24 protein-coding genes are annotated in these 23,204 nt (G+C 71.1%); 2 read left to right on the top strand and 22 right to left on the bottom strand.

Translation table 11 applies throughout. From position 1 onward, the window contains the following. Nucleotides 1-42 precede the first annotated feature (42 nt). The gene (locus VHD82_RS27855; RefSeq protein WP_325710333.1) at nt 43-822 is read left to right on the top strand and encodes an exodeoxyribonuclease III; all 780 of its coding nucleotides are present in this window, start codon (nt 43-45) and stop codon (nt 820-822) included. Here VHD82_RS27855 and VHD82_RS27850 read toward each other — a convergent pair. The 9 genes from VHD82_RS27850 to fmt all read right to left on the bottom strand — a co-directional run bounded on the left by VHD82_RS27850 (nt 819) and on the right by fmt (nt 8,121). Further along, the gene (locus tag VHD82_RS27850) at nt 819-1,601 is read right to left on the bottom strand and encodes an SDR family NAD(P)-dependent oxidoreductase (protein ID WP_325710330.1); all 783 of its coding nucleotides are present in this window, start codon (nt 1,599-1,601) and stop codon (nt 819-821) included. The two genes, VHD82_RS27855 and VHD82_RS27850, sit on opposite strands and share 4 nt — an antisense overlap. Further along, nucleotides 1,583-2,050 (bottom strand): PH domain-containing protein, encoded by a 468-nt coding sequence (locus VHD82_RS27845; RefSeq protein ID WP_325710327.1) that lies wholly within the window; start codon nt 2,048-2,050, stop codon nt 1,583-1,585. The genes VHD82_RS27850 and VHD82_RS27845 overlap by 19 nt, the downstream gene beginning before the upstream one ends. Nucleotides 2,051-2,123: 73 nt before the next feature. Then, the gene (ribH, locus tag VHD82_RS27840; RefSeq protein WP_325710324.1) at nt 2,124-2,630 is read right to left on the bottom strand and encodes a 6,7-dimethyl-8-ribityllumazine synthase; all 507 of its coding nucleotides are present in this window, start codon (nt 2,628-2,630) and stop codon (nt 2,124-2,126) included. Continuing rightward, a complete protein-coding gene (locus tag VHD82_RS27835) occupies nt 2,627-3,907 on the bottom strand; it encodes a bifunctional 3,4-dihydroxy-2-butanone-4-phosphate synthase/GTP cyclohydrolase II (protein ID WP_325710439.1) in 1,281 nt (426 codons plus the stop codon). The genes ribH and VHD82_RS27835 overlap by 4 nt, the downstream gene beginning before the upstream one ends. 51 nt (nt 3,908-3,958) lie before the next feature. After that, complete coding sequence (locus VHD82_RS27830) at nt 3,959-4,570, bottom strand: riboflavin synthase (protein WP_325710321.1); 612 nt, start codon at nt 4,568-4,570, stop codon at nt 3,959-3,961. Nucleotides 4,571-4,582: 12 nt separating this feature from the next. Next, nucleotides 4,583-5,248, bottom strand: a complete 666-nt coding sequence (gene rpe, locus VHD82_RS27825) for a ribulose-phosphate 3-epimerase (RefSeq protein WP_325710436.1) — start codon at nt 5,246-5,248, stop codon at nt 4,583-4,585. 34 nt (nt 5,249-5,282) lie between these two features. After that, complete coding sequence (locus VHD82_RS27820; RefSeq protein WP_325710317.1) at nt 5,283-5,777, bottom strand: flavoprotein; 495 nt, start codon at nt 5,775-5,777, stop codon at nt 5,283-5,285. Next, nucleotides 5,774-7,198: an RsmB/NOP family class I SAM-dependent RNA methyltransferase gene (locus tag VHD82_RS27815; protein WP_325710315.1), complete on the bottom strand. Its 1,425-nt coding sequence runs from the start codon at nt 7,196-7,198 to the stop codon at nt 5,774-5,776. Before VHD82_RS27815 ends, VHD82_RS27820 begins: the two co-directional genes overlap by 4 nt. After that, complete coding sequence (gene fmt, locus VHD82_RS27810) at nt 7,195-8,121, bottom strand: methionyl-tRNA formyltransferase (RefSeq protein WP_325710312.1); 927 nt, start codon at nt 8,119-8,121, stop codon at nt 7,195-7,197. Before fmt ends, VHD82_RS27815 begins: the two co-directional genes overlap by 4 nt. Between fmt and VHD82_RS27805 the strand changes: the two genes are divergently transcribed. Then, the gene (locus VHD82_RS27805; protein ID WP_325710309.1) at nt 8,027-8,515 is read left to right on the top strand and encodes a methyltransferase domain-containing protein; all 489 of its coding nucleotides are present in this window, start codon (nt 8,027-8,029) and stop codon (nt 8,513-8,515) included. The two genes, fmt and VHD82_RS27805, sit on opposite strands and share 95 nt — an antisense overlap. Here VHD82_RS27805 and VHD82_RS27800 read toward each other — a convergent pair. The 13 genes from VHD82_RS27800 to pyrR all read right to left on the bottom strand — a co-directional run bounded on the left by VHD82_RS27800 (nt 8,508) and on the right by pyrR (nt 23,050). Continuing rightward, nucleotides 8,508-10,556 (bottom strand): primosomal protein N', encoded by a 2,049-nt coding sequence (locus VHD82_RS27800; RefSeq protein ID WP_325710306.1) that lies wholly within the window; start codon nt 10,554-10,556, stop codon nt 8,508-8,510. The two genes, VHD82_RS27805 and VHD82_RS27800, sit on opposite strands and share 8 nt — an antisense overlap. After that, complete coding sequence (gene metK / locus VHD82_RS27795) at nt 10,549-11,730, bottom strand: methionine adenosyltransferase (RefSeq protein WP_325710433.1); 1,182 nt, start codon at nt 11,728-11,730, stop codon at nt 10,549-10,551. Before metK ends, VHD82_RS27800 begins: the two co-directional genes overlap by 8 nt. A gap of 85 nt (nt 11,731-11,815) precedes the next feature. Beyond that, complete coding sequence (gene coaBC / locus VHD82_RS27790; protein WP_325710302.1) at nt 11,816-13,039, bottom strand: bifunctional phosphopantothenoylcysteine decarboxylase/phosphopantothenate--cysteine ligase CoaBC; 1,224 nt, start codon at nt 13,037-13,039, stop codon at nt 11,816-11,818. After that, nucleotides 13,032-13,304 (bottom strand): DNA-directed RNA polymerase subunit omega, encoded by a 273-nt coding sequence (rpoZ, locus tag VHD82_RS27785; protein ID WP_325710299.1) that lies wholly within the window; start codon nt 13,302-13,304, stop codon nt 13,032-13,034. The genes coaBC and rpoZ overlap by 8 nt, the downstream gene beginning before the upstream one ends. After that, nucleotides 13,301-13,963, bottom strand: coding sequence for a guanylate kinase (gene gmk / locus VHD82_RS27780; protein ID WP_325710295.1), 663 nt, complete (start codon nt 13,961-13,963; stop codon nt 13,301-13,303). Before gmk ends, rpoZ begins: the two co-directional genes overlap by 4 nt. Further along, on the bottom strand, nt 13,960-14,277 hold the full coding sequence (gene mihF / locus VHD82_RS27775) for an integration host factor, actinobacterial type (protein WP_017983071.1): 318 nt from the start codon (nt 14,275-14,277) through the stop codon (nt 13,960-13,962). Before mihF ends, gmk begins: the two co-directional genes overlap by 4 nt. 118 nt (nt 14,278-14,395) lie before the next feature. Further along, nucleotides 14,396-15,220: an orotidine-5'-phosphate decarboxylase gene (pyrF, locus tag VHD82_RS27770; protein WP_325710293.1), complete on the bottom strand. Its 825-nt coding sequence runs from the start codon at nt 15,218-15,220 to the stop codon at nt 14,396-14,398. After that, nucleotides 15,217-18,540 carry a carbamoyl-phosphate synthase large subunit gene (gene carB / locus VHD82_RS27765; RefSeq protein WP_325710290.1) on the bottom strand — a complete coding sequence of 1,108 codons (3,324 nt, stop codon included), beginning with the start codon at nt 18,538-18,540 and terminating at the stop codon, nt 15,217-15,219. The genes pyrF and carB overlap by 4 nt, the downstream gene beginning before the upstream one ends. Further along, on the bottom strand, nt 18,540-19,742 hold the full coding sequence (carA, locus tag VHD82_RS27760; protein ID WP_325710288.1) for a glutamine-hydrolyzing carbamoyl-phosphate synthase small subunit: 1,203 nt from the start codon (nt 19,740-19,742) through the stop codon (nt 18,540-18,542). The genes carB and carA overlap by 1 nt, the downstream gene beginning before the upstream one ends. After that, nucleotides 19,739-20,239: a transporter gene (locus tag VHD82_RS27755; RefSeq protein WP_325710285.1), complete on the bottom strand. Its 501-nt coding sequence runs from the start codon at nt 20,237-20,239 to the stop codon at nt 19,739-19,741. Before VHD82_RS27755 ends, carA begins: the two co-directional genes overlap by 4 nt. Continuing rightward, a complete protein-coding gene (locus VHD82_RS27750) occupies nt 20,239-21,531 on the bottom strand; it encodes a dihydroorotase (protein WP_325710282.1) in 1,293 nt (430 codons plus the stop codon). Before VHD82_RS27750 ends, VHD82_RS27755 begins: the two co-directional genes overlap by 1 nt. Next, the gene (locus VHD82_RS27745) at nt 21,528-22,460 is read right to left on the bottom strand and encodes an aspartate carbamoyltransferase catalytic subunit (RefSeq protein ID WP_325710279.1); all 933 of its coding nucleotides are present in this window, start codon (nt 22,458-22,460) and stop codon (nt 21,528-21,530) included. Before VHD82_RS27745 ends, VHD82_RS27750 begins: the two co-directional genes overlap by 4 nt. Further along, entirely contained in the window at nt 22,457-23,050 is a 594-nt protein-coding gene (gene pyrR, locus VHD82_RS27740) for a bifunctional pyr operon transcriptional regulator/uracil phosphoribosyltransferase PyrR (RefSeq protein WP_325710276.1), read from the bottom strand. Before pyrR ends, VHD82_RS27745 begins: the two co-directional genes overlap by 4 nt. Between the last annotated feature and the right edge of the window lie 154 nt (nt 23,051-23,204).

Below are 23,204 nucleotides of genomic sequence, written 5' to 3'. Positions count from 1 at the left end.
TGGTGGACAGGCGTGTGCGGCGGGTGTGCGATTCTCGGGGGCATGCGCATCGCCACGTGGAACGTCAACTCGGTCACGGCCCGGCTGGAACGGCTGCTCGCCTGGCTCGAAACCGCCCAGCCCGACGTGGTGTGCCTGCAGGAACTCAAATGCGCCACCGACGGCTTCCCCGCCGCGCAGGTGGCAGAGCTCGGCTACGAAACCGCCGCGTACGGCACCGGGCGCTGGAACGGCGTGGCGGTCCTGTCCCGCGCAGGCCTCGAAGACGTCAAGCGCGGGCTGCTCGACGAGCCGCGGTACGAGGACACCGCCGAGCCGAGGGCGATCGGCGCGACGTGTGGCGGGGTGCGGGTCTGGTCGGTCTACGTACCCAACGGCCGCGAGCCGGGGCACCCGCACTACGAGTACAAGCTCCGGTGGCTGGAAGCCTTACGTGGCACGGTGATCGCGGAGACCGACGGCGCGCGGCCGTTGGCGGTGCTGGGTGATTTCAACATCGCACCCACCGACGACGACGTGTGGGACATCAGCCTGTTCACCGAATCCACCCACGTGACCGACGCCGAGCGCAAAGCGCTGGCTGTGCTCCGCGAAGCCGGCCTCACGGATGTGCTGCCACGCGCGCTCAAGTACGAAAAGCCTTACACCTACTGGGATTACCGCCAGCTGGCCTTCCCCAAGAACAACGGGATGCGCATCGACCTCGTCTACGGGGACGCGAAGTTCTCCGGCGCGGTCACCGACGCCTACGTGGACCGTGAGGCGCGCAAGGGCAAGGGCGCGTCCGACCACGCCCCGGTGGTCGTGGACCTCACGGTCTAGAAGATGTGCAGGCCGCCGTCGACGTTGTAGGTGACGCCGGTGATGAACCCGGCGTCCTCCCCCAGCAGGAAGGCGATCGTGGCCGCCACGTCGGCCGGGGTGCCCACGCGGCCGACGGGCAGGTCCCGCACCAGCTCGCCCTTGCGTTCGTCGCTGAGAGTGCCGCCCATGATGTCGGTGTCGATGGGGCCCGGCGAGACGGCGTTGACCGTGACCCCCTGGCCGCCGATTTCCCTTGCCAGGGCACGGGTGAAGCCCAGCACGGCGGCCTTCGCCGCGGAGTAGGAAACGCGGCTGTACGTGCCGCCGCCGCGCTGCGCGGACACCGAGGAAACGCTCACGATCCGGCCCACGCCATGGGAAACCATGGTCCGCGCGACCCGCTGGGTCAGCACGAACAGGCCACGCATGTTGATCGCGAAAACCCTGTCCCACTCGGCAAGATCGAGTTCGAAGAACGGGACCGGCGAGGCCACCCCGGCGATGTTCGCCAGCCCCACCACCTGCGACAGCTCGGCCTCGACCCGCGCGACGGCAGGCTCGATCTCCTCCGGCCGCGCGAGGTCCACGCCCACACCGAGCGCACGGACTCCGTGCCGCCGCGCCAGATCCGACGCGACCTCCTCGGCACCCGCGCCGTCGATGTCCACCACCGCGACGTCCCAGCCCGCCCCGGCCAGCCTGCCGGCCGTCACCCGCCCTATCCCGCGCGGGGACGCGCCGCCGGTCACGATGGCCGTCCGCCGGGCGGGAAACGACGTCACGGCTGGTTCGACCACGCCTGCTTGTGCAGGCGCCGCAGCGCGCGTACCGCCTCGACCGCCCTGTCCCGGTCCACGGCCTGGATCGCCAGCACGCCGTGGTACTCGTCCTCGGGCAGTTCGAGCCGGGCGAAGGACGCGCCGTCGGGGAAGCTCACCGACAGCACCTCCAGCCAGCTGAATCGCTTCTGCAGCAACAAAACATTGCGCACCTCGATGCCTTCGGCGTCGGCCCGCACGCGCGGCGTGGCGAACAGCAGCGCACCGGCCGCGAGCAGGATCCCCACGCCCATCATCGCGATCTGGTCGGACACCTCGAAGATCGCGCCCGTGTTCGAGCTGCGCAGCAGGATCGCGACCACCGCGAAGGCCACCACCAAGATGACCGCGAGGATGACCGACATCCAGGCAGCCCGGAAGGGGCGGATCACGACGGTTTCGTCCTGCTTGGTCATCGTCCCGTTCATGCACCGCCTCGCTGACGCTCGGTATCGCGTTCACGAACAGTTGCCGTGCCGCATGATTCGCCCGCAGGCTCGCTCATATGAACCCTCGTTCGGTCCACGGCTGGCGCAGCGTCCGCAGCACGTGCGCGGTGTCCAGCGCCGCCTGGGTGGCTTCGCGCCCCTTGTCCTCCGCCGACTCCGGCAGCCCGGCGCGGTCCAGCGCCTGTGCTTCCGTTTCGACCGTCAGCACGCCGTTGCCGACCGGGGTGCCCTCGTCGAGCGCGACCCTCGTCAGCCCGGCCGTCACCGCGTCACAGACGTACTCGAAATGCGGCGTGCCACCACGGATCACGACGCCGAGCGCCACGACCGCGTCGTGGCTGCGGGCCAGCGACTGCACCACGACCGGCAGCTCCACCGCGCCGGCCACCCGCACCACCGTGGGCTCCTCGGCGAGCTTGGCCTCCTTGGCCGTGGCCAGCGCCCGCTCCAGCAGCGTGTCGGTGATGTTCGCGTGCCACCGCGTGGCGACGATGGCCAGCTTGAGGTTCTCGCACTCGCTCAGGTCGAGGTCCGTTTCCGGACGTCCCGCACCGCTCACTGTGCCGCGCCATTTCCGTTCGGCGCCCGGTCGAAGTCGGCTCCGACCTGGTCGAACTCCTCGAGGTTGGACAGGTCGTGCCCCATCCGGTCCCGTTTGGTGCGCAGGTACCGCACGTTCTCCGGGTTGGGCGAGATCGGCAGCGCCACCCGGCCGGTGACCTTGAGGCCGTAGCCTTCCAGGCCGACGCGCTTGGCCGGGTTGTTGGTGAGCAGGCGCATCGAGCGCACGCCGAGGTCGCACAGGATCTGCGCGCCGGTGCCGTAGTCCCGCGCGTCGGCGGGCACGCCGAGCGCCAGGTTCGCGTCCACCGTGTCCGCGCCGAGGTCCTGCAGCTGGTAGGCCTGGAGCTTGTGCAGCAGGCCGATGCCCCGGCCCTCGTGCCCGCGGATGTAGAGCACCACGCCGCGGCCCTCGTCGGCGACCGCCTGCAGAGCCGCGTCCAGCTGCGGGCCGCAGTCGCAGCGCAGCGAGCCGAACACGTCGCCGGTCAGGCATTCCGAGTGCACCCGGACCAGGATGTCCTCGCCGTCGCCGACATCGCCGTAGACGAACGCGACGTGCTCGATGCCGTCGAGCAGGCTGTCGTACCCGACTGCGCGGAAGGTGCCCGCGGCCAGCGGGATCCGGGCTTCGGCGACCCGCTCGACCTGCTTCTCGGTGCGGCGGCGGTAGGCGATCAGATCGGCGATCGTGATGATCTCCAGATCGTGGTCGGCGGCGAACACCTGCAGCTCGTCGCGGCGCGCCATGTCCCCCTCGTCCTTCTGGGAGACTATCTCGCACAGCACCCCCGCCGGCTGTAACCCGGCGAGCCTGGCGAGGTCCGCCGACGCCTCGGTGTGCCCGGGGCGGCGCAGCACGCCGCCTTCCTTCGCGCGCAGCGGCACGACGTGCCCGGGACGCTTGAAGTCGGTGGCCTTCGAATCCGGGTCGGCCAGCAGCCGGATCGTGCGCGCACGATCGGCGGCCGAGATCCCGGTGGTGATGCCTTCGGACGCGTCCACCGTCACCGTGTACGCGGTGCCCCGCGCGTCCTGGTTCGTGTGGTACATCGGCGGCAGGTCCAGCCGCTCGCAGTTGTCCTCGGTCAGCGATACACACACGTACCCGGAGGTGTAGCGCACCATGAAGGCCAGCAGCTCAGGCGTGGCCTTCTCGGCGGCGAAGATCAGGTCGCCCTCGTTCTCGCGGTCCTCGTCGTCGACCACGATCACCGGGCGGCCGTCCGCTACGGCGGCGATGGCCCGCTCGATCCCGGCGGTGTCCACCGGCACTCCAGCGCCGCACGGCGTCCCTGCTGTCACGTTGCCTCCCGGGTCGAAACCTCAAGCTCCATTGTGCTCCGCCAGACCGGCCAGATGCGGTGTGGCCAGCTTCTCGACGTACTTGGCGAGCACGTCCACCTCGAGGTTGACCAGATCGCCCGGCTCTGCTCGGCCCAGCGTCGTCAGCTCCAGTGTGGTCGGGATGAGCGCCACCGTGAACTCGTCGTTCGTCACACTCGCCACGGTGAGCGAAATCCCGTCCACCGCGATCGAACCCTTTTCGACAACATAGCGCGACAAGCCGGCGGGCAGCGCGAACCGGGTCAGCCCGTTTTCGTCCCTGGACCGGAAGACCCCGGTGCCGTCGACGTGGCCCTGCATGATGTGCCCGCCGAGGCGGGCGCCGACCGCGGTGGCCCGCTCCAGGTTGACCCGGTCGCCGGTGGCGATCTTGGCCAGCCGCGAGCGCCGCAGGGTCTCGTTCACCACGTCGAGGGTGAACTCCTCGCCGCGCACCTCGACCACGGTCAGGCAGACCCCGCTGACCGCGATCGAGTCGCCATGGCGGGCGTCGGAACTGACGACGGGCCCGCCCACGGTCAGCCTGGCCGCGTTGGGCAGCTGCTCCACCGCGGTGATCTCGCCGAGCTCCTCGACAATGCCGGTGAACACTGGCGCCTCCCTTTACTGGTGTGCGGCGGCGCGTGCGCGCAGTGCGGCGACGGCCTTGCCCGGGTCTTCGGCGCCGTAGACGGCGGAGCCCGCGACGAAGCAGTCGACTCCCGCTTCGGCGGCCTGTTCGATCGTATCGGCGTTGATCCCGCCGTCGATCTCGACGATCACGTTCAGATGCCCGGTGTCGACAAGGCGGCGCGCGGTACGGACCTTCTCCAGCACGTCCGGGATGAAGGACTGGCCGCCGAAGCCGGGCTCGACCGACATCACCAGCAGCGTGTCGTAGTGCTTGAGCGTGTCGAGGTGGTCCTCCAGCGGGGTGCCGGGCTTGACCGACAACCCGGCCTTCGCACCCGCCGCGCGCAGGTTCTTGGCCAGCATGACCGGGTCTTCGGCGGCCTCGACGTGCACGGTGACGTTGTAGGCGCCGGCCTCGGCGTACCCGACGGCCCAGCGGTCCGGGTCCTCGATCATCAGGTGGCAGTCCAGCGGCAGGTCGGTGGACTTGAGCAGCGACTGCACCACCGGCAGGCCCAGCGTCAGGTTCGGCACGAAATGCGCGTCCATCACGTCGACGTGCACCCAGTCGGCGCGCGTCTCCCCGGCCCCCGCGACGGCGTTGATCTCTTCGCCAAGCCGGGCGAAATCGGCGGACAGAATACTCGGGGCGATCAGGGGTCGGTGGCTCACGGTTACGCAGTGTAGAAGGTCAGACCGGCAGGAGTTCCAGCGCCGTCGTCCACGGTCCCGCCAGCTGGGACACCTGCGCCCCCGCCGAGGCGAGCGAGTCCAGATGCCCGCGCCACGCGGGATGCCCGGCGCGCGCCGGGCTGACCTGATACGCCACCGCCACGGAGACGGCCGGGTCGCCGAGTACATCGCCGAGCACGGTCAGCGCCTGGTTGTCGGCGATGCCCAGCGCCAGCTTCACCACCGAGTTCGCGCTCGCCGGGGCGAACAGGAACACCTCGGGATCCGGATGCGGCCGCGGCTCGCCCGGCAGGCGCGAGCCGCTGCGCACCTCCAGGTCGGTGAGCTCCTGGAGCCGGGCGAGCTCGCCGGTGTGCGCCAGCCAGGCCGCCGTGTTCGGGGTCAGCGTGATCGCCAGCCGCCAGCCTCGCGCCACGGCGGGTTCGGCTATTTCGGTGCGCAGGCGCGACTCGACGCCGCCGCACGAACTGGCGACGAGGCCGAGCAGTCTCATTTCCGCAGTACGGCGCAGAACATCGCGTCCGTGCCGTGCCGGTGCGGCCACAGCTGCACGTACGGACCGTCCCCGAGCAACGGCATTTCGGGGAAGAACTCCCGCGCGTCGAGCATTTCGGCCTTGCTGCGGCGGGCCACGTCGCTGACCACGCCCTCCGTCTCGGCCAGGTGCGGCGAGCAGACGACGTACGCGACGACGCCGCCCGGGCGCACCAGTTCGAGCGCCGCGCCGAGCAGTTGTCCTTGCAGCTTGGTCAGATCCGCGACGTCGGAGGGCTTGCGGCGCCAGCGCGACTCCGGCCGGCGGCGCAATGAACCAAGGCCGCTGCACGGGGCGTCCACGAGGATCCGGTCGTAGCCCGGTTCGAGCCCGGACTCGCGGCCGTCGGCCACGTGCACCTTCACCGGCAGGCCCGCGACGGCGTGCTCCACCAGACGGGCACGATGCGGCGCCTGCTCGACGGCGTCCAGCGTCGCGCCGGAAAGCGCGGCGAGGGCGCCCAGCAGCGCGGCCTTCCCGCCCGGACCGGCACACAGGTCGAGCCAGCGTTCGTCGGCGCCATCGAGGGGCGCCCTGGTCAGCGCGACCGCGCACAGCTGACTGCCCTCGTCCTGGACCGCCGCGAGCTTTTCGCGAATGGGCTCGGAATCCGCCGGGTCGCCCGACCCGGCCGGCAGGTGGACTCCGTAGGGCGAGTAGGGCGCGACGTCCCCGCCGGTGATCGCGGCCAGCTCGTCCGCGCTGATCTCGCCGGGCCGCGCGACCAGGTGCACCTCGGGCCGCTGGTCATCGGCCTCCAGCGCGGCCTGCAGCTCGGTTCCCTTGTCCCCCAGCGCTTCCGCGAACGAACGGGCGACCCAGCGCGGGTGCGCGGTGCGCAGCGCGAGGTTGCCGATCGGATCCTTCACCGGATCCGGCGCGAGCTCGTCCAGCCAGGCCGCTTCGTCCTTTTCGGACACTTTCCGCAGCACCGCGTTGACGAACCCGGCGACGTGCGAACCGCCCTCGACCCTGGCCATGTTGACCATCGAGTCGACCGCGGCGTGCTCCGGGATCCGGGTGCGCAGCAACTGGTAGGCGCCGAGGCGCAGGCAGTCCAGCACCACACCGTCCACTTTGGACACCGGACGGTCGAGGTTGGCGCCGATGACCTCGTCCAGCAGGCCCTGCGCGCGGGACGTCCCGTAGGCCAGCTCCGTGGCCAGCGCGGCGTCCCGGCCGCCGAGCTTGCGCTGCCGGAGCAGGTCGGGCAGCACGAGGTTCGCGTACGCGTCGCGTTCGCGGACCGCGCGCAGCACCTCGAAGGCCACCCTGCGCGCCGGGTCCTCGTACGGCGGCGGGCGGCGGGGCCCCTGTTTACGCGGGGCAGGCCTGTTCCGCTGCGGCCGTGACGGCCGTTGCTGACGTTCACCACTCATGAAAGGCGCTCTCCCTGGTCGATCCTCGTGCCACGCGCCCAGTCGGTGGCCGCCATCCGTTTCTTGCCCTGCGCCTGCACCTCGCCGAGCCGCACCGGCTGCGTGGCGGTGCCCGCGAGCACCCGCTTGCGTTCCACCCGCAGCTCGCCCGGCGGCAGCGCCGGCTCGTCGAGCACCGTCACCGGCCCGAGCTTGAACCGTTCGCCACGGAATTCGGTCCAGGCGCCCGGATCCGGCGTCACCGCCCGGATCAGCCGGTCCACCGCGTGCGCCGGATCGGCGAACGACACCTTGGCGTCCTCCACCGTGACCTTGGGCGCGTAGGTGACCCCGTCGGCGGGCTGCGGTACGGCCTGGATCGTGCCGTCCTCGATACCGTCTATTGTGGACACCAGCAGCCGGGCACCGGACTCCGCGAGCCGCTCCAGCAGCGCGCCCGCGGTGTCCGTGGGCTGGATCTTCTCGGTGACCACGCCGAAGACCGGGCCCGCGTCCAGTTCCTTGACGATCCGGAACGTGGACGCGCCGGTGATCTCGTCCCCGGCCCGGATCGCGGCCTGCACCGGGGCGGCGCCCCGCCACGCGGGCAGCAGCGAGAAGTGCAGGTTCACCCAGCCGCGGGCCGGGATGTCGAGGGTGCGCTGCGGCAGCAGGGCGCCGTACGCGACCACCGGGCAGGCGTCCGGGGCCAGCTCACGCAGGCGATCGAGGAATTCGGGCTCCCCCGCCTTCGCCGGGGTCAGCACCTCGATCCCGTGCTCGTCGGCCACCGCTCCGACAGGCGAGCGCACGACCTTGCGGCCGCGGCCGGCCGGCGCGTCAGGTCGCGTGACCACCGCGACCACCTCGTGCCGGGGCGAGTCGAGCAGGGCACGGAGAGCGGGTACCGCGGGTTCGGGGGTACCGGCGAACACCAGGCGCATCAAGGCACCTCGGCGATTTCAGGCTGGGAGAACATCGTCGCTCAGTCTATGGCCGGCACCATTCCGCCAACATGCGGGAGCGGCCCGCGCCGGTGACGCCCATGCGCTGCCGGTGCCGGACCGCAGCGTCGAGCGGGCCCGCGCCGACCGGATTGTCCAGCACGTCACCGACCCGGCCGCGGTGTTCGCCGAGTTCCACCGGGTACCGCGGCCCGGGCGGGTGGCGTGTGTAGCCGAACCGGACTGGGACAGCATCGTCGTCGATCCCGGCGGGCGCGCTGGAACGTGCGGAGGCAACCGCCGGCTGGCCGGGATGTCCGCAGGCCCGTTCCTCGCGACCAGCATCCTGTTCGTGGCCGTCCTGCGGCGCCCTGACCAGATCGCGCCTAAATGAGCGCCTGCGGGTCCAGCTGGATGCGCACCGGCTCGGCCTCCTTGCGCGCCACGCGGCGCGCCTGCGCCGTCGCCAGGGTGGCCGCAAGCGCCCTGCCGTCCGCGCGGGGCACGCGAACCAGGGCGCGCTCGCGTTCCGTGCGGCCCTCGTCGTCCATCTCGCCCAGCGGCACCGGGCCCAGCACCTCGCCCGACTCGGGCAGCGAGAGCTCGTCCAGCAGCGCGCCGACCGCCTCCGGAGTGCCCTCCAGGCTCGCCATCCGCACCGCGGGCGGGAAGCCCAGTTCGCGCCGCTCGGCCAGCTCGCGTTCGGCATGCCACGCCGGGTCCCACCGGACGAGCGCCTGCACCGGCGTCAGCCCCGCCTCGGCACCCACCACGATCCGGCCACCCGCCGCGCCCGGGCGCACCAGCGCCGCCGCGGCCATCCAGCGGCGCAGCGTCTCCTCTGCCGCGCGGAGGTCCTGCCTGCCCAGCAACGCCCACCCGTCCAGCAGCAGCGCGGCACCGTAGCCGCCTTCGGCCACCGGCTCCGCGCCCGGCGTGCACACCACCAGCGCCGGTTTGCCCGGCACCGTGGCCAGCACTTCCTGCGCGCCCGAAGTCCGCACGGCGAAGCCGGGAAACGCGCGGCCCAGCTCTTCCGCCGTCCGCTTCGAGCCGACCACCATCGCCCGCATCCGCTGCGAACCACAGGAGTTGCACCGGAAACCACCCTCGGGCGCCCCGCACCAGCGGCAGCTCGGCGCCCCGGAACCGGTCAGCGCCAACGGTCCCGCGCAACGGCGGCAGTGCGCCGGAGCGCGGCATTGCGCACACGCCAGCGCCGGCACGTAACCGCGCCGCGGCACCTGCACGAGCACCGGCGCCCCACCGCTCAGCGCCTGCCTCGCCGCCTCGAACGCCACCGACGGCAGCCGTGCGACGCGGGCCGCTTCATCCCGCGCGACATCGAAATCCTCGCCGACCGGCGTGACCCTGGGGACCGCCCGCCGCAGCTCCTCGCGGGACGCGAGCACCGGATGCGCCCAGCCCGATTCGACCAGCAGCTGCGCCTCGGCCGTGCGCGCGAATCCGGCCACCAGCATCGACGCCTTCTCCGCGTGCGCGCGCAGGATCAGCACGTCCCGCACCTGCGGATACGGCATATGCGGGTCGACGTGCAGATCGTCCCCGTCGTCCCAGACCACGAACAGCCCGGGATCGTGCACCGGCGCGAACATCGTCGCCCGGGTGCCGACCACGATCGGCGCCGAACCGCGCGCGACCGCCAGCCACCGCCGGTACCGTTCCGCCGGGCCGAGATCCGCGGACAGCCCGACCACGGCGTCCTCCCCGGCCAGCTCGGCACACGCGGCATGCACCCGTGCCAGATCCCGCTGATCCGGCACCACAAGCACGGCACCGCGCCCACCGGCCGCCACGACGGCGGCCGCTTCGGCCAGCCGCCGCGGCCAGTCCTCGCCCGGCAATGCCTGCCACACGGCGTGCGCCTGTCTGTTCCCGCGCAGCGCTTCGAGGAACGCCGCACCTCGCTGATAGCGCGCCCAGCCGCTCTCCGACGGGACGGCCTTCACCTCCGCGCGCGGACGCGCGGGCTCGGCCTCCGTCTTCGCGTGCCGCGGCGGGATCGCCAGCCGCAGCACGTCGATCATGGTGCCGCCGTAGCGTTCGGCGACCGTCCTCGCCAGCGCCGCCAGCCGCGGATCGAGCACCCGCTCGCTGGACGTGACCCGCTCCAGGAACGCGAGCCGCCCGGTGTGTTCGGTGGTCGCGGCCCGCTCGATCAGGAACCCGTCGACGAGCTGCCCGGCGAACCGCACGCGCACCCTGGCGCCGGGGACCGCGTCGGCGTCGAGCTTGTCCGGGACCTGGTAGTCGAACGTGCGGTCCAGATGCGCCAGCGGCACGTCGACCACGATCCTCGCGATCGGGTCGACGGCCGCCGCCTTCTGCTGTCCCTTGCGCGCCTGGGGTTTCCTGGCCGCCGGTTTCGGCTTGGGGAGGTCCCAGAGCGGGGTGGTCTGTGCTCCGTCAGGCACCGGCGGCGGAGCGGAGGGCTTCGGCTCGATCGGTGTTCTCCCACGGCAGGTTCAGCTCAGGACGGCCGAAGTGACCGTACGCCGAAGTGGGCGCGTAGATCGGGCGGAGCAGGTCCAGGTCGCGGATGATCGCGGCCGGGCGCAGGTCGAACACCTCGGTGATGGCGCCCTGGATCTTCGTCGGGTCCACGGTCTCGGTGCCGAAGGTCTCCACGAACAGCCCGACCGGGGAAGCCTTGCCGATCGCGTAGGCCACCTGCACCTCCACCCGGCTCGCGAGCCCGGCGGAGACCACGTTCTTGGCCACCCAGCGCATCGCGTACGCGGCCGAGCGGTCCACCTTCGACGGGTCCTTGCCCGAGAACGCGCCACCGCCGTGGCGGGCCATCCCGCCGTAGGTGTCGACGATGATCTTGCGGCCGGTCAGCCCGGCGTCACCCATCGGACCGCCGATGACGAACCGGCCGGTCGGGTTCACCAGCAGCCGCACGTCCGTCGCGTCCAGCTCCAGGCCCGCCAGCTCGGGGGCCACCACCTGCTCGCGGATGTCCACACCCAGCATCGAGTCCAGGTCGATGCCCTCGGCGTGCTGGGTGGAGACCACCACGGTGTCCAGCCGCACGGCCTGCTCACCGGCGTACTCGATGGTCACCTGGGTCTTGCCGTCCGGGCGCAGGTACGGCAGCACGCCCTCCTTGCGGACCCGGGTCAGGCGCTGGGAAAGCCGGTGCGCCAGCGCGATCGGCAGCGGCATCAGCTCGGGGGTGTCACTGCACGCGTAACCGAACATCAGGCCCTGGTCGCCCGCGCCCTGGCGGTCGATCTCGTCGAGCGCGTTCTCCAGGCGCGACTCGTACGCGGTGTTCACGCCCTGCGCGATGTCTGGGGACTGGGAGCCGATGGCCACGTTCACACCGCAGGAGTTCCCGTCGAACCCCTTCGCGGAGGAGTCGTATCCGATCTCCAGGATCCGCTCCCGCACGATGGTCGGGATGTCGGCGTAGGCCTCGGTGGTGACCTCGCCGGCGACGTGCACCTGACCGGTGGTGATCATCGTTTCGACGGCGACCCGGCTACGCGGATCCTTGGACAGCAGCGCGTCCAGGATCGAGTCGCTGATCGCGTCGCAGATCTTGTCCGGATGACCTTCCGTCACCGACTCCGACGTGAACAGCCTGCGGGTCTCGGTCACGACGCACCTCACATCCCCTCAACTCGGTGGGCCTTGCCAGCCTACCGAGTTAAACCTAGGCGGACGGTCAACGGCGGATGAACTCGGCCACCGCATCCCACAATGTGGCCGCCAGCTGGGATTTCGAACCGAGCGGAATGGGACGTTCGGCACCGTCGGCGGCCAGCAGCCAGCCGGCGTTGTCCTCGACCTCGAACGCGCGCCCGTCCCCGACCGCGTTGACGACCAGCAGGTCACAGCCCTTGCGGGCGAGCTTGGCGCGGGCGTGGTCGAGCACCGATCCGTGCTCGTCGCCGGTCTCGGCGGCGAACCCGACGATCGTCTGGCCGCCGCGCCGCTTGAGCACCAGTTCGGCGAGGATGTCCGGGTTCCTGGCCAGAGTGACCACGGGATCGGGCTGGTCGTCGGACTTCTTGATCTTGTACTCGGCGCTGTTCTCGGGCCGGAAATCCGCCACCGCGGCGGCCATCACCACCACGTCGGCGTCCTGCGCGCGTTCGTGCACCGCGTCGCGCAGCTGAGCGGCCGTGGACACGTGACGAAGATCGACTCCGGCGGGCTGGGGCAGGTCGACCGTATGCGCCGCGACGAGCGTGACGTCGGCGCCGCGCTGCGCGGCCACCCGCGCTATCGCGTAGCCCTGCTTGCCCGAGGACCTGTTCCCCAGGTAGCGCACCGGGTCCAGCGGCTCCCTCGTGCCACCGGCGGACACCACCACCCGCAGGCCCTCCAGGTCACGCGGGAGCGCGTCGCGCGCGGCGAGCAGCAGCCGGGCCAAATCCACGATCTCGGCGGGATCGGCGAGCCTGCCCTTGCCGGTGTCCGCGCCGGTGAGGCGGCCCGCGGCCGGTTCGGCGACCACGATCCCGCGCGAGCGCAGCAGCGCCACGTTGTCGCGCGTGGCCGGGTGCTCCCACATCTCGGTGTGCATCGCCGGGAAGAACGCGACCGGGCAGCGCGCCGTCAGCAGCGTGCTGGTCAACAGGTCGTCCGCGCGGCCGTGCGCGGCACGGGCCAGCAGGTCGGCCGTGGCGGGCACGACCAGCACCAGGTCCGCCTCCTTGCCGACGCGGACGTGCTGGACCTCGGGCACCTCGGTGAACACGCCGGTGTGCACCGGATGCCCGGACAGCGCTTCGAAAGTGGCCGCGCCGACGAAGTTCAGCGCGGCCTCGGTGGGCACCACGCGGACGTCGTGACCGGACTCGGTCAGCCCGCGCAGCACCTCGCACGCCTTGTAGGCGGCGATCCCGCCACCCACGCCGAGGACGACGCGGGGTTTTTCACTCACCTTCGGTGTGCTCGAGCAGGCCGCCGTGGATCTCGCGCAGGGCGATGGACAGCGGCTTCTCGCGCGGGCCCGGCTCGACGAGCGGGCCGACGTACTCCAGCAGGCCCTCGCCGAGCTGGGCGTAGTAGTCGTTGATCTGGCGTGCGCGCTTGGCGGCGTAGATCACCAGCGCGTACTTGGAGCTGACCTTGGCCAGCAGGTCGTCGATCGGCGGGTTGGTGATGCCCTCGAGCTCTTCACCGTGGACACCCAGCGCTGCGGTCACTCGTTCTGCTCCCGAATCAATTCGAAGTCCGTGTTCATCAAGCTTAACAACTGCTCGGCCGCTTCCCGCACGTCGGCGTTGACAACGCGTGCGTCGAACTCCCCCGCCGCGGCCAGTTCGCGCTCCGCTTCGGCCAGCCGCGCCTTGACCGCGGCCTCCTCCTCGGTGCCGCGGCCGGTCAGCCTGCCGACCAGTTCCTCCCAGGACGGCGGCATCAGCATCACCAGCCGCGCGCCGGGCATGGCCCGGCGGACCTGCCGCGCGCCCTGCAGTTCGATCTCCAGCACCGCGGGGCGGCCTTCGGCCAGCGCCCGCTCGACCGGCTCACGCGGGGTGCCGTAGCAGTTGCCCGCGAACTCGGCGTATTCGAGGAGCTCGCCCGCGGCGGCCATCTTGTCGAATACGGCCTTGTCGATGAAGTGGTAGTGCTCCCCGTCGACCTCGCCGGGCCGGGGAGCCCGCGTGGTCACCGAGACGCTGAAGTAGATGCTCGGGTCCAGCTTCCGCAGTTCCGAGACCACGCTGGACTTGCCGACCCCGGAAGGCCCCGAGACGACGGTGAGCCGACGCCGGGACTCGCGCCCCGGCACCGGCTCACCGTGCTGCGCCCGGCCGGTGTTCCCGGCCGCCGCCGCGTGGTCGTTGCCCGTCTCGCTCACTCGCCGCTGAACTCGGCCAGCAGCGCCTTGCGCTGCCGGTCGCCAAGGCCGCGGAGCCGGCGGCTCGGCGCGATCTCCAGGCGCTCCATCGTCTGCTGAGCGCGCACCTTGCCGACGCCGGGGAGAGCTTCGAGCAGAGCCGAAACCTTCATCTTGCCGAGGACCTCGTCCTCGTCGGCCTGCTTGAGAACGTCGGTCAGGGTGGTGCCGCCCCGCTTGAGGCGTTCCTTGAGCTCGGCACGGGCACGTCGAGCGGCAGCGGCCTTCTCCAGCGCCGCCTTGCGCTGTTCCTCGGTCAGCTGGGGAAGTGCCACGTTTTCCTCCGTAGTACTCAAAATTCCGGGTGGGTGACGCGACGGTACCCACCCCTGGCCACCGGCCACAATGCGGGGGTGGCCGGTCAGTTCCCTGGGCGGGGCCTGATATTAGCCTTCATTTCGCCAACTCGGACCGCACCCGGCGCACCTGCTCGCGCAGCGCGCGCGGGTCCGGCCCGTGCCGCAGCAGGTCCCTGGACGACGCCGGGAGCACGCCCCGCAGTTCCGTGCCGAACACCGCGCGAAGATCGCTCACCGTGGCCCCCTGGGCCCCGAAACCGGGCGCCAGCACCGGTCCGTTGAGCGCGCCGAGGTCGAGCTCCCCCGGCGGCACGGTGGCCCCGACGACCACCCCGATGTCGCCCAGCGGCCCGGCGCCGGCGTTGACCTTCGCCACTTCGTCCACAATGGATTGAGCGACGGTTTTTCCGTTGACCAGCAAGGCTTTCTGCAGTTCTGCCGCCTCCGGGTTGGAGGTGCGGGCCAGCACGAACACACCTCGTCCCCCGGCCCGGGCGGTTTCGATGGCGGGCGCCAGCGAACCGAAACCGAGGTACGGGGAGACCGTCACGGCGTCCGCCGCGAGCGCTGTGTCACCACTCAGATACGCGGCGGTATACGCGCCCATCGTCGAGCCGATGTCGCCGCGCTTGACGTCCAGCAGGACGAGCGCGCCGGCGGCCTTGGCCCCTGCGATCACCCGCTCCAGGACGGCGATCCCAGGGGCGCCGTAGGCCTCGAAAAAAGCCGACTGCGGCTTGATCACAGCCGCCTCCGCGGCCAGCACCTCGGTGGCGGAGAGGGCGAATTTCTCCAGCCCCGACACCGTGCGTTCGAGGCCCCATGCGTCGAGTAACCCCGGATGCGGGTCGATCCCGGCGCAGAGATTGCCGCGTTCGGAAATCTTCTCGCACAGCCTTAGCCCGAATGGCGCAGTCACGAGTGCGCCCGCAACGCCGCCTGGAGGTCCTGCAGTGAGCGCACCCGGATGTCCCCGCGGATCAGCGCCTCGATTCCGTGCACCGCGGCCGCGGCCCCCTGCACCGTCGTGATGCACGGGATGTCCCGCGAGACCGCGGCGGTGCGGATCTCGTAGCCGTCGATCCGGGGCCCGCTGTTGCCGTACGGGGTGTTGATCACCATGTTGACCCCGCCGTCGAGGATGACCTCCACGATGTTCGGGCCGGGAATCGAAGAACCTGCCGCGTCCTCGCTGTGCTTGCGCACTTCGGTGCAGGCGACCCCGTTGCGGCGCAGCACTTCCGCGGTGCCCGCGGTCGCCAGGATCTCGAACCCGAGGTCGGCCAGCCGCTTCACCGGGAACACCAGCGCCCGCTTGTCCCGGTTGGCCACCGACACGAACACCCGGCCCGAGGTGGGCAGCGAACCGTAGGCACCGGCCTGCGACTTCGCGAACGCCTCGCCGAACGAGGTGTCCACGCCCATCACCTCACCGGTCGACTTCATTTCCGGCCCGAGCAGCGAGTCCACGCCCTTGCCCTCCGGCGTGCGGAACCGGTGGAAGGGCAGCACGGCCTCCTTCACCGCCACCGGGGAGTCCGCGGGCAGGTGCCCGCCGTCGCCCTCGGCGGGCAGCACGCCGCGGGTGCGCAGGTCCTTGATGCTGGAACCGGTCATCACCAGCGAAGCGGCCTTGGCCAGCTGCACCCCGGTCGCCTTCGAGACGAACGGCACCGTGCGCGAGGCGCGCGGGTTGGCTTCCAGGACGTAGAGCACGTCGTCCTTGAGCGCGTACTGGACATTGAGCAGCCCGCGCACGCCGACACCCCGCGCGATCGCCTCCGTTGAGGCGCGCACGGTCTCCACGTCCTGGCGCCCCAGCGTGATCGGCGGCAGCGCGCACGAGGAGTCACCGGAGTGGATCCCGGCCTCCTCGATGTGCTCCATCACGCCGCCCAGGTACAGCTCCTCGCCGTCGAACAGCGCGTCCACGTCGATCTCGATCGCGTCGTCGAGGAAGCGGTCCACGAGCACCGGGTGCTCGGGGGTGACCTCGGTGGCGCGCTGGATGTAGCCCTCCAGCGTCGGCTCGTCGTAGACGATCTCCATACCCCGGCCGCCCAGCACGTACGACGGCCGGACCAGCACCGGGTAACCGATCTCGTCGGCGATCCGCTTGGCGCCCTCGAACGACGTGGCGGTGCCGTACTTCGGCGCCGGCAGCCCGGCGTCACCGAGCACCTCGCCGAACGCGCCGCGGTCCTCGGCCAGGTTGATCGCGTCCGGTGACGTGCCCACGATCGGCACGCCGGCGTCGGCGAGCCGCTTGGCCAGCCCCAGCGGGGTCTGCCCGCCCAGCTGCACGATCACGCCGGCCACGGTGCCCGAGTTCTGCTCGGCGTAGACGACCTCCAGCACGTCCTCGAACGTCAGCGGCTCGAAGTACAGCCGGTCGGAGGTGTCGTAGTCGGTGGACACCGTCTCGGGGTTGCAGTTGACCATGACGGCCTCGAACCCGGCCTCGCGCAGCGCGATCGCCGCGTGCACGCAGGAGTAGTCGAACTCGATGCCCTGCCCGATCCGGTTCGGCCCGGAACCGAGGATGAGCACCTTCGGCTTGTCCGGCTGCGCGGCGACCTCGGACTCGGCGGCGGGATCGGACTCGTAGGCCGAGTAGTGGTACGGCGTCTTCGCGGCGAACTCGGCGGCACAGGTGTCCACGGTCTTGAACACCGGCCGCACCGCCAGCCGGTGCCGCAGCGTGCGCACCCCGTCCTCACCGGCCAGCTCCGGCCGCAGCGCGGCGATCTGCTGGTCGGACAGCCCGGTTCGCTTGGCTTCGCGCAGCAGCTCCGCGTCGAGCACCGGCGCGTCCCGCACCTGCGCGCCGACCTCGCCGATCAGCGCGATCTGGTCGATGAACCACGGGTCCAGCCCGCTCGCGTCGTGCACCTGCTCGACGGAGGCACCGAGGCGCAGCGCCCGCTCGACGGCGTACAGGCGGCCGTCGTGCGGGGTGCGCAGGGACTCGAGAGTGTTCTCCAGCGTGGCGCCTTCGGGGTCGGGCCTCGTCCAGAACCCGGCCGCCTTGGTGTCGATGGAGCGCATCGCCTTGCCCAGCGCCTCGGGGAAGCTGCGGCCCAGTGCCATCGCCTCGCCGACCGACTTCATCGTGGTGGTCAGTGTCGGGTCGGCGCCGGGGAACTTCTCGAAGGCGAACCGCGGCACCTTCACCACGACGTAGTCCAGCGTCGGCTCGAAGGACGCCGGGGTCTCGCCGGTGATGTCGTTGCGGATCTCGTCGAGGGTGTAGCCGATGGCCAGCTTCGCGGCGATCTTGGCGATCGGGAAACCGGTGGCCTTCGAGGCCAGCGCGCTCGACCGCGACACCCGCGGGTTCATCTCGATGACGACCATCCGGCCGTCGTCGGGGTTGATCGCGAACTGGATGTTGCAGCCGCCGGTGTCCACCCCGACCTCACGCAGCACGGCGATGCCGACGTCACGCATGTGCTGGTACTCGCGGTCGGTCAGCGTCATCGCCGGGGCGACGGTGACCGAGTCGCCGGTGTGCACGCCCATCGCGTCGATGTTCTCGATGGAGCAGATCACCACCACGTTGTCGTGGCGGTCGCGCATCAGCTCGAGCTCGTACTCCTTCCAGCCGAGCACACTCTCCTCGATCAGCACCTCGGTGACCGGGGACTCGCTCAGCCCCACCGAAGCCAGCCGCTCCAGCTCCTCGTCGGTGTGCGCCATGCCCGAGCCGAGCCCGCCCATGGTGAACGACGGCCGGATGACCACCGGCAGGCCGAGGCCGGCGACCGTCTCGCGCACCTCGTCCATCGAGTGGCAGACCTTGCTGCGCGGCACCTCGGCGCCGATGCTGCGCACGATGTCCTTGAACTTCTGCCGGTCCTCACCGCGCTGGATGGCGTCGATGTCGGCACCGATCAGCTCGACCTGGTACTTCTCCAGCACGCCACGGTCATGCAGGGCGACGGCGGTGTTCAGCGCCGTCTGCCCGCCGAGGGTGGCCAGGATCGCGTCCGGGCGCTCGGCCGCGATGACCTTCTCCACGAAGTCGGCGGTGACCGGCTCGATGTAGGTGGCGTCGGCGAACTCCGGGTCGGTCATGATCGTGGCCGGGTTCGAGTTCACCAGGCTGACCCGCAGGCCCTCTTCGCGCAGCACGCGGCAGGCCTGGGTGCCGGAGTAGTCGAACTCGGCGGCCTGCCCGATGACGATCGGGCCGGACCCGATGACGAGAACGTGCTCGATGTCTGTCCGCTTCGGCATCAGTTGCTCTTCTTCTCCGTGTCTTGCGGGACGACCCGCACCCGATCGGTCCTCGTCGACGGCACTGCCGTGTCGCGCCTGCTCCTGCGGTCCTCCATCAAGGTCACGAATTCGTCGAACAGCGGCGCGGCGTCGTGCGGGCCGGCGGCCGCCTCCGGGTGGTACTGCACCGAGAACGCGGGCACGTCGGCGCAGCGCACGCCCTCGACAGTGCCGTCGTTCGGGCAGTAGTGGCTGACCTTCGCGGTGCCGAACGGCGAGGCGAAGGTCTGGCCCGGCTCGCCCTCCAGTGCGAACCCGTGGTTCTGCGCCGTGATCGCGACCCGGCCGGTGTCGGTGTCGATCACCGGGATGTTGATGCCGCGGTGGCCGTAGCGCATCTTGTAGGTGCCAAGCCCCAGCGCGCGGCCGAGGATCTGGTTGCCGAAGCAGATGCCGAACAGCGGGATCTCCCGGCGCAGCGTCTCCTCGGTGAGCGCGATCGCGTGGGCCTGGGTCTCCGGGTCGCCGGGGCCGTTGGACAGGAACACCCCGTCCGGTTCCACCGCCAGCAGGTCCTCGATGGTGCTGGAAGCCGGCAGCACGTGCAGCTCGATACCCCGGCGGGCCATCTGCCGCGGGGTGTTGGACTTGATGCCCAGGTCGAGCGCCGCGACGCGGAAGCGCCGCTGCCCCTCCGCCGCGACCATGTACGGCTTCGCCGTGGTGACCTCGCCGGCCAGGTTCGCGCCCTTCATCGGCGGGATGGCCAGCACCTCGGCCACCATCGCGTCCTCGGCGGCCAGCGCGTCACCGGAGAACACCCCGGAGCGCATCGCGCCCTGCTCGCGCAGGTGCCGGGTGAGCGTGCGGGTGTCCACGCCGGCGATGCCGACCACGCCCTGACGCACGAGTTCCTCGTCCAGGGTCCGGCGCGAGCGCCAGTTCGACGGGGTGCGGGCGGGGTCGCGCACCACATAGCCGGAGACCCAGATGCGGGCCGACTCGTCGTCCTCGTCGTTCCAGCCGGTGTTGCCGATCTGCGGCGCCGTCTGCACCACGATCTGGCGGTGGTACGACGGATCGGTCAGCGTCTCCTGGTAGCCGGTCATGCCGGTGCAGAACACCGCCTCGCCGAGCGTGCGCCCCTGCGCGCCGTACGCCGAGCCGCGGAACACACGGCCGTCCTCCAGCACCAGCGCCGCGGGTGTACGCGTGCTCACTGGGCCCCTCCCTTGCTCTTGTGTGCCAAGCTTTCGATCCACTGTGGATAGACGCCGTGGTCGTCTCCCCGGAACCCGGTGTCCAGTTCCACCTCGCCGAGACGCCAGGTGATGATCAGCAGACTGTCCGAGCCCATCACCTTGCCCGCGATCGCACTGCCCCGTTTGATGTCCACAATGGACTCCTCGGGGATCCAGTACCCGGGCGCGCCCGCCCGGTCGACCTCGACGCCACGGGGGTAGCGGCGCAGCACAGCGCGCCCGCGCAGGCCCATGCCGCGGGTGACGATCCGGTCCTGCCAGTCGCCGGCCGTGGTGGTGCTCACGTACAGGCCGGGCGCCTCCAGCAGGGGCTCGCCGGGCTCCTCGGGAACCTCCGGGAACGGAGCCACCCTGGCGCTCTGCGACCGCGCCTTTCGTCGCCAGCCCAGGCGCATGCCCCACACCGCCAGCAGGAAAAAGGCGAGAACCACCAGGACGAGAATGAAGCGCTCCATTACCCAATCTTCCCTTCGCGCGCGGTGATTCGCCCACGCAGCAGCGTGAGGGTGACCACGCCCGGCAGGCGCATGCCCTCGTACGGCGTGTTCGCCGCGATACTCGCCAGCTCGGCGCCGCGCACCGTCCACTCCGCGTCGGGGTCGACCAGCACCAGGTTGGCCGGCTCCCCGGTCTCCAGCGGGCGGCCGTGGTCGGGCAGCCCGGCGATCTCCGCGGGCCGCTCGCTCAGCACCCTGGCCACGCCGCGCCAGTCCAGCAGCCCGGTGCGCACCATTGTCTCGACGACCACCGACAGCGCCGTCTGCAGGCCGAGCATGCCCGGCTTGGCCGCCATCCACTCGCAGTCCTTGTCCTGCACCGGATGCGGGGCGTGGTCGGTGGCGACGCAGTCGATCACGCCCTCGGCCAGCGCGGCCCGCAGCCGGGCGGCGTCCCCGCTCGTGCGCAACGGCGGGTTGACCTTGTTCACCGGGTCGTAGGTCTCGAGCCGTTCGTCGGTGAGCAGCAGATGGTGTGGCGTGACCTCGGCCGAGACCCGGGTGCCGCGGTCCTTGGCCCAGCGGAGCACGTCCGCGGTTCCGGCCGTGGACACGTGGCATACGTGCAGCCGCGCCCCGGCGTGCCGGGCGAGCAGGCAGTCACGGGCGACGATCGACTCCTCGGCCGAAGCGGGCCAGCCCGCGTAACCCAGCCGGGACGCGCGCTCGCCTTCGTTCGCCTGCGCGCCGACCGTGAGCCGGGGCTCTTCGGCGTGCTGCGCGATGACCACGCCCAGCGCGGTCGAGTACTCCAGCGCCCGCCGCATGATCAGCGGGTCGGCGACGCAGTGCCCGTCGTCGGAGAAGATCCGCACGTTCGCGGCCGATTTCGCCATCGTGCCCAGCTCCGCGAGCTGCTCGCCCTTGAGCCCGACGGTGACCGCGCCGACCGGATGCACGTCGACCAGCCCTGTCTCCCGGCCGCGCCGCCACACGTGCTCGACCACCACCGAGTTGTCGGCGACCGGGCTGGTGTTGGCCATCGCGAACACCGCCGTATAGCCGCCGAGGGCCGCGGCGGCCGAACCACTTTCGACGGTCTCCGCGTCTTCGCGGCCGGGCTCACGCAGGTGGGTGTGCAGGTCGACGAAGCCGGGCAGCAGCACCTGGCCGTTGGCTTCGATCACCTCGGTGTCCCCGGCCGCTTCGAGCGAACCGATCCCGGCGATGATCCCGTTCGAGACCAGGACGTCCACCGGGTCGCCTTCGCCGTAGCGCCGGGCTCCCTTGATCAGTACCTGGTCGCTCACGCCTTCTCGTCCTCTCCGGCCAGCAAGTGGTACAGAACCGCCATCCGCACGTGCACCCCGTTGCGGACCTGTTCGGTGATCGCCGAGGCCCCGGAATCGGCCACCGAGGACGCGATCTCCATGCCGCGCAGCATCGGCCCCGGGTGCAGCACGACGGCGTGCTCGGGCAGCATCTGCAGTCGTTTTTCGTTGAGCCCGTAGGTGATCGAGTACTCGCGGGCCGACGGGAAGAACGCGCCGTGCATCCGCTCTGCCTGTACGCGCAACATCATCACCGCGTCCACCGCGGGCAGTTCGGCGTCCAGCTCATGCGAAACCGTCACGGGCAGGGACTCGATCCCGGCCGGCAGCAGCGTCGGCGGCGCGACCAGCACCACCTCGGCGCCGAGCGCGGCCAGCAGGTGGATGTTCGAGCGGGCGACCCGGCTGTGCAGGACGTCCCCGACAATCGCGATGCGCCGGTCCTTGATCGTGCCGAGGCGCTCCCGCAACGTCGCGGCGTCGAGCAGCGCCTGCGTCGGGTGCTCGTGCATCCCGTCCCCGGCGTTGACCACGGCTGTGCCCGCCTCCGCGAGCCAGCCCGCCAGCCGTTGCGCCGCACCGGAAGCCGGGTGCCGGATGATCACGCAGTCCGCGCCCGCGGCGGCGAGCGTCAGCGCCGTGTCGCGCAGCGACTCCCCCTTGCCGACCGACGAGCCACCGGAGGACACGTTGATCACGTCCGCGCTCATCCACTTGCCGGCGATCTCGAAGGAGACCCTGGTGCGGGTGGAGTTCTCGTAGAACAAGGTGATCACAGTGCGGCCGCGCAACGTGGGCAGCTTGCGCACCTCGCGCCCGAGCAGGGTCTTCTTCAGCCCGTCGGCGGTGTCCAGCACGGCCGTGGCCAGGTCCGGGTCCAGCCCGTCGGTGGCCAGCAGGTGCTTCATTCGCTCTCCTCCCCCTTGCCGCGCAGCAGGACGGCGTCACGTCCGTCCACTTCGGACAGCAGCACGTGCACTTCCTCGGACCGTGAGGTCGGCACGTTCTTGCCCACGTAGTCGGCCCGGATCGGGAACTCGCGGTGGCCGCGGTCCACCAGCACGGCCAGCTGCACCGAGCGGGGGCGGCCGTGATCGCGCAGGGCGTCGAGCGCCGCGCGGACGGTGCGGCCGGAGAAGAGCACGTCGTCGACCAGGATCACGACGCGATCGTCGAGACCGGCTTCGGGCAGCCGGGTGGACGCGAGCGGCCGGGTGGGCCTGCGGCGCAGATCGTCGCGGTAGAGGGTGATGTCCAGATCGCCGGTCGGCGGGGTGACCCCGGCGAACTCGGCTATCCGCTCGGCCAGTCTTCCGGCGAGCGAGGTGCCCCGGGTCGGAATACCGAGCAGCACCGGCGGCTCGGCCGAATCCGCACCGAGCGCGGTCTTCTCGATGACCTGATGGGCCATCCGGGCGATGGTGCGCGCGACATCACCAGCGGAGAGCAGTTCACGCTCACCGGCCGGCTCCGTCGCGCCACGAGGGCGTGACGCCAAGGCAGACTCCTTCCCCGCCTCACGGGACGGGTCCTTAAAGGATGTCGACACCCTGTTTGGCCAGGGAATCTCCGGGCACGATACCAGGGGGTTTGGGCCGCTCGGCGAGTGGTATGCCCTCTTCCCGGCCGGACATTTGCTTGACCTGGTGACG

Origin of the sequence: Amycolatopsis sp. (genome assembly GCF_035546795.1) — a bacterium.
In the GTDB taxonomy this organism is placed as follows: domain Bacteria; phylum Actinomycetota; class Actinomycetes; order Mycobacteriales; family Pseudonocardiaceae; genus Amycolatopsis_E.
Note: the sequence above shows the minus strand (reverse complement) of the source record. Positions and strands in the feature narration are given on the sequence as shown.

Bases quoted from the DNA above. Each gene is read 5' to 3' on its own strand.
- VHD82_RS27845 (WP_325710327.1), bottom strand. From the start codon at position 2,050: ATGAACGGGACGATGACCAAGCAGGACGAAACCGTCGTGATCCGCCCC.
- VHD82_RS27755 (WP_325710285.1), bottom strand. From the start codon at position 20,239: ATGGAGCGCTTCATTCTCGTCCTGGTGGTTCTCGCCTTTTTCCTGCTG.
- VHD82_RS27815 (WP_325710315.1), bottom strand. From the start codon at position 7,198: ATGAGTGGTGAACGTCAGCAACGGCCGTCACGGCCGCAGCGGAACAGG.
- VHD82_RS27745 (WP_325710279.1), bottom strand. From the start codon at position 22,460: ATGAAGCACCTGCTGGCCACCGACGGGCTGGACCCGGACCTGGCCACG.
- carB (WP_325710290.1), bottom strand. From the start codon at position 18,540: ATGCCGAAGCGGACAGACATCGAGCACGTTCTCGTCATCGGGTCCGGC.
- VHD82_RS27855 (WP_325710333.1), top strand. From the start codon at position 43: ATGCGCATCGCCACGTGGAACGTCAACTCGGTCACGGCCCGGCTGGAA.
- VHD82_RS27820 (WP_325710317.1), bottom strand. From the start codon at position 5,777: ATGAGACTGCTCGGCCTCGTCGCCAGTTCGTGCGGCGGCGTCGAGTCG.
- fmt (WP_325710312.1), bottom strand. From the start codon at position 8,121: ATGCGCCTGGTGTTCGCCGGTACCCCCGAACCCGCGGTACCCGCTCTC.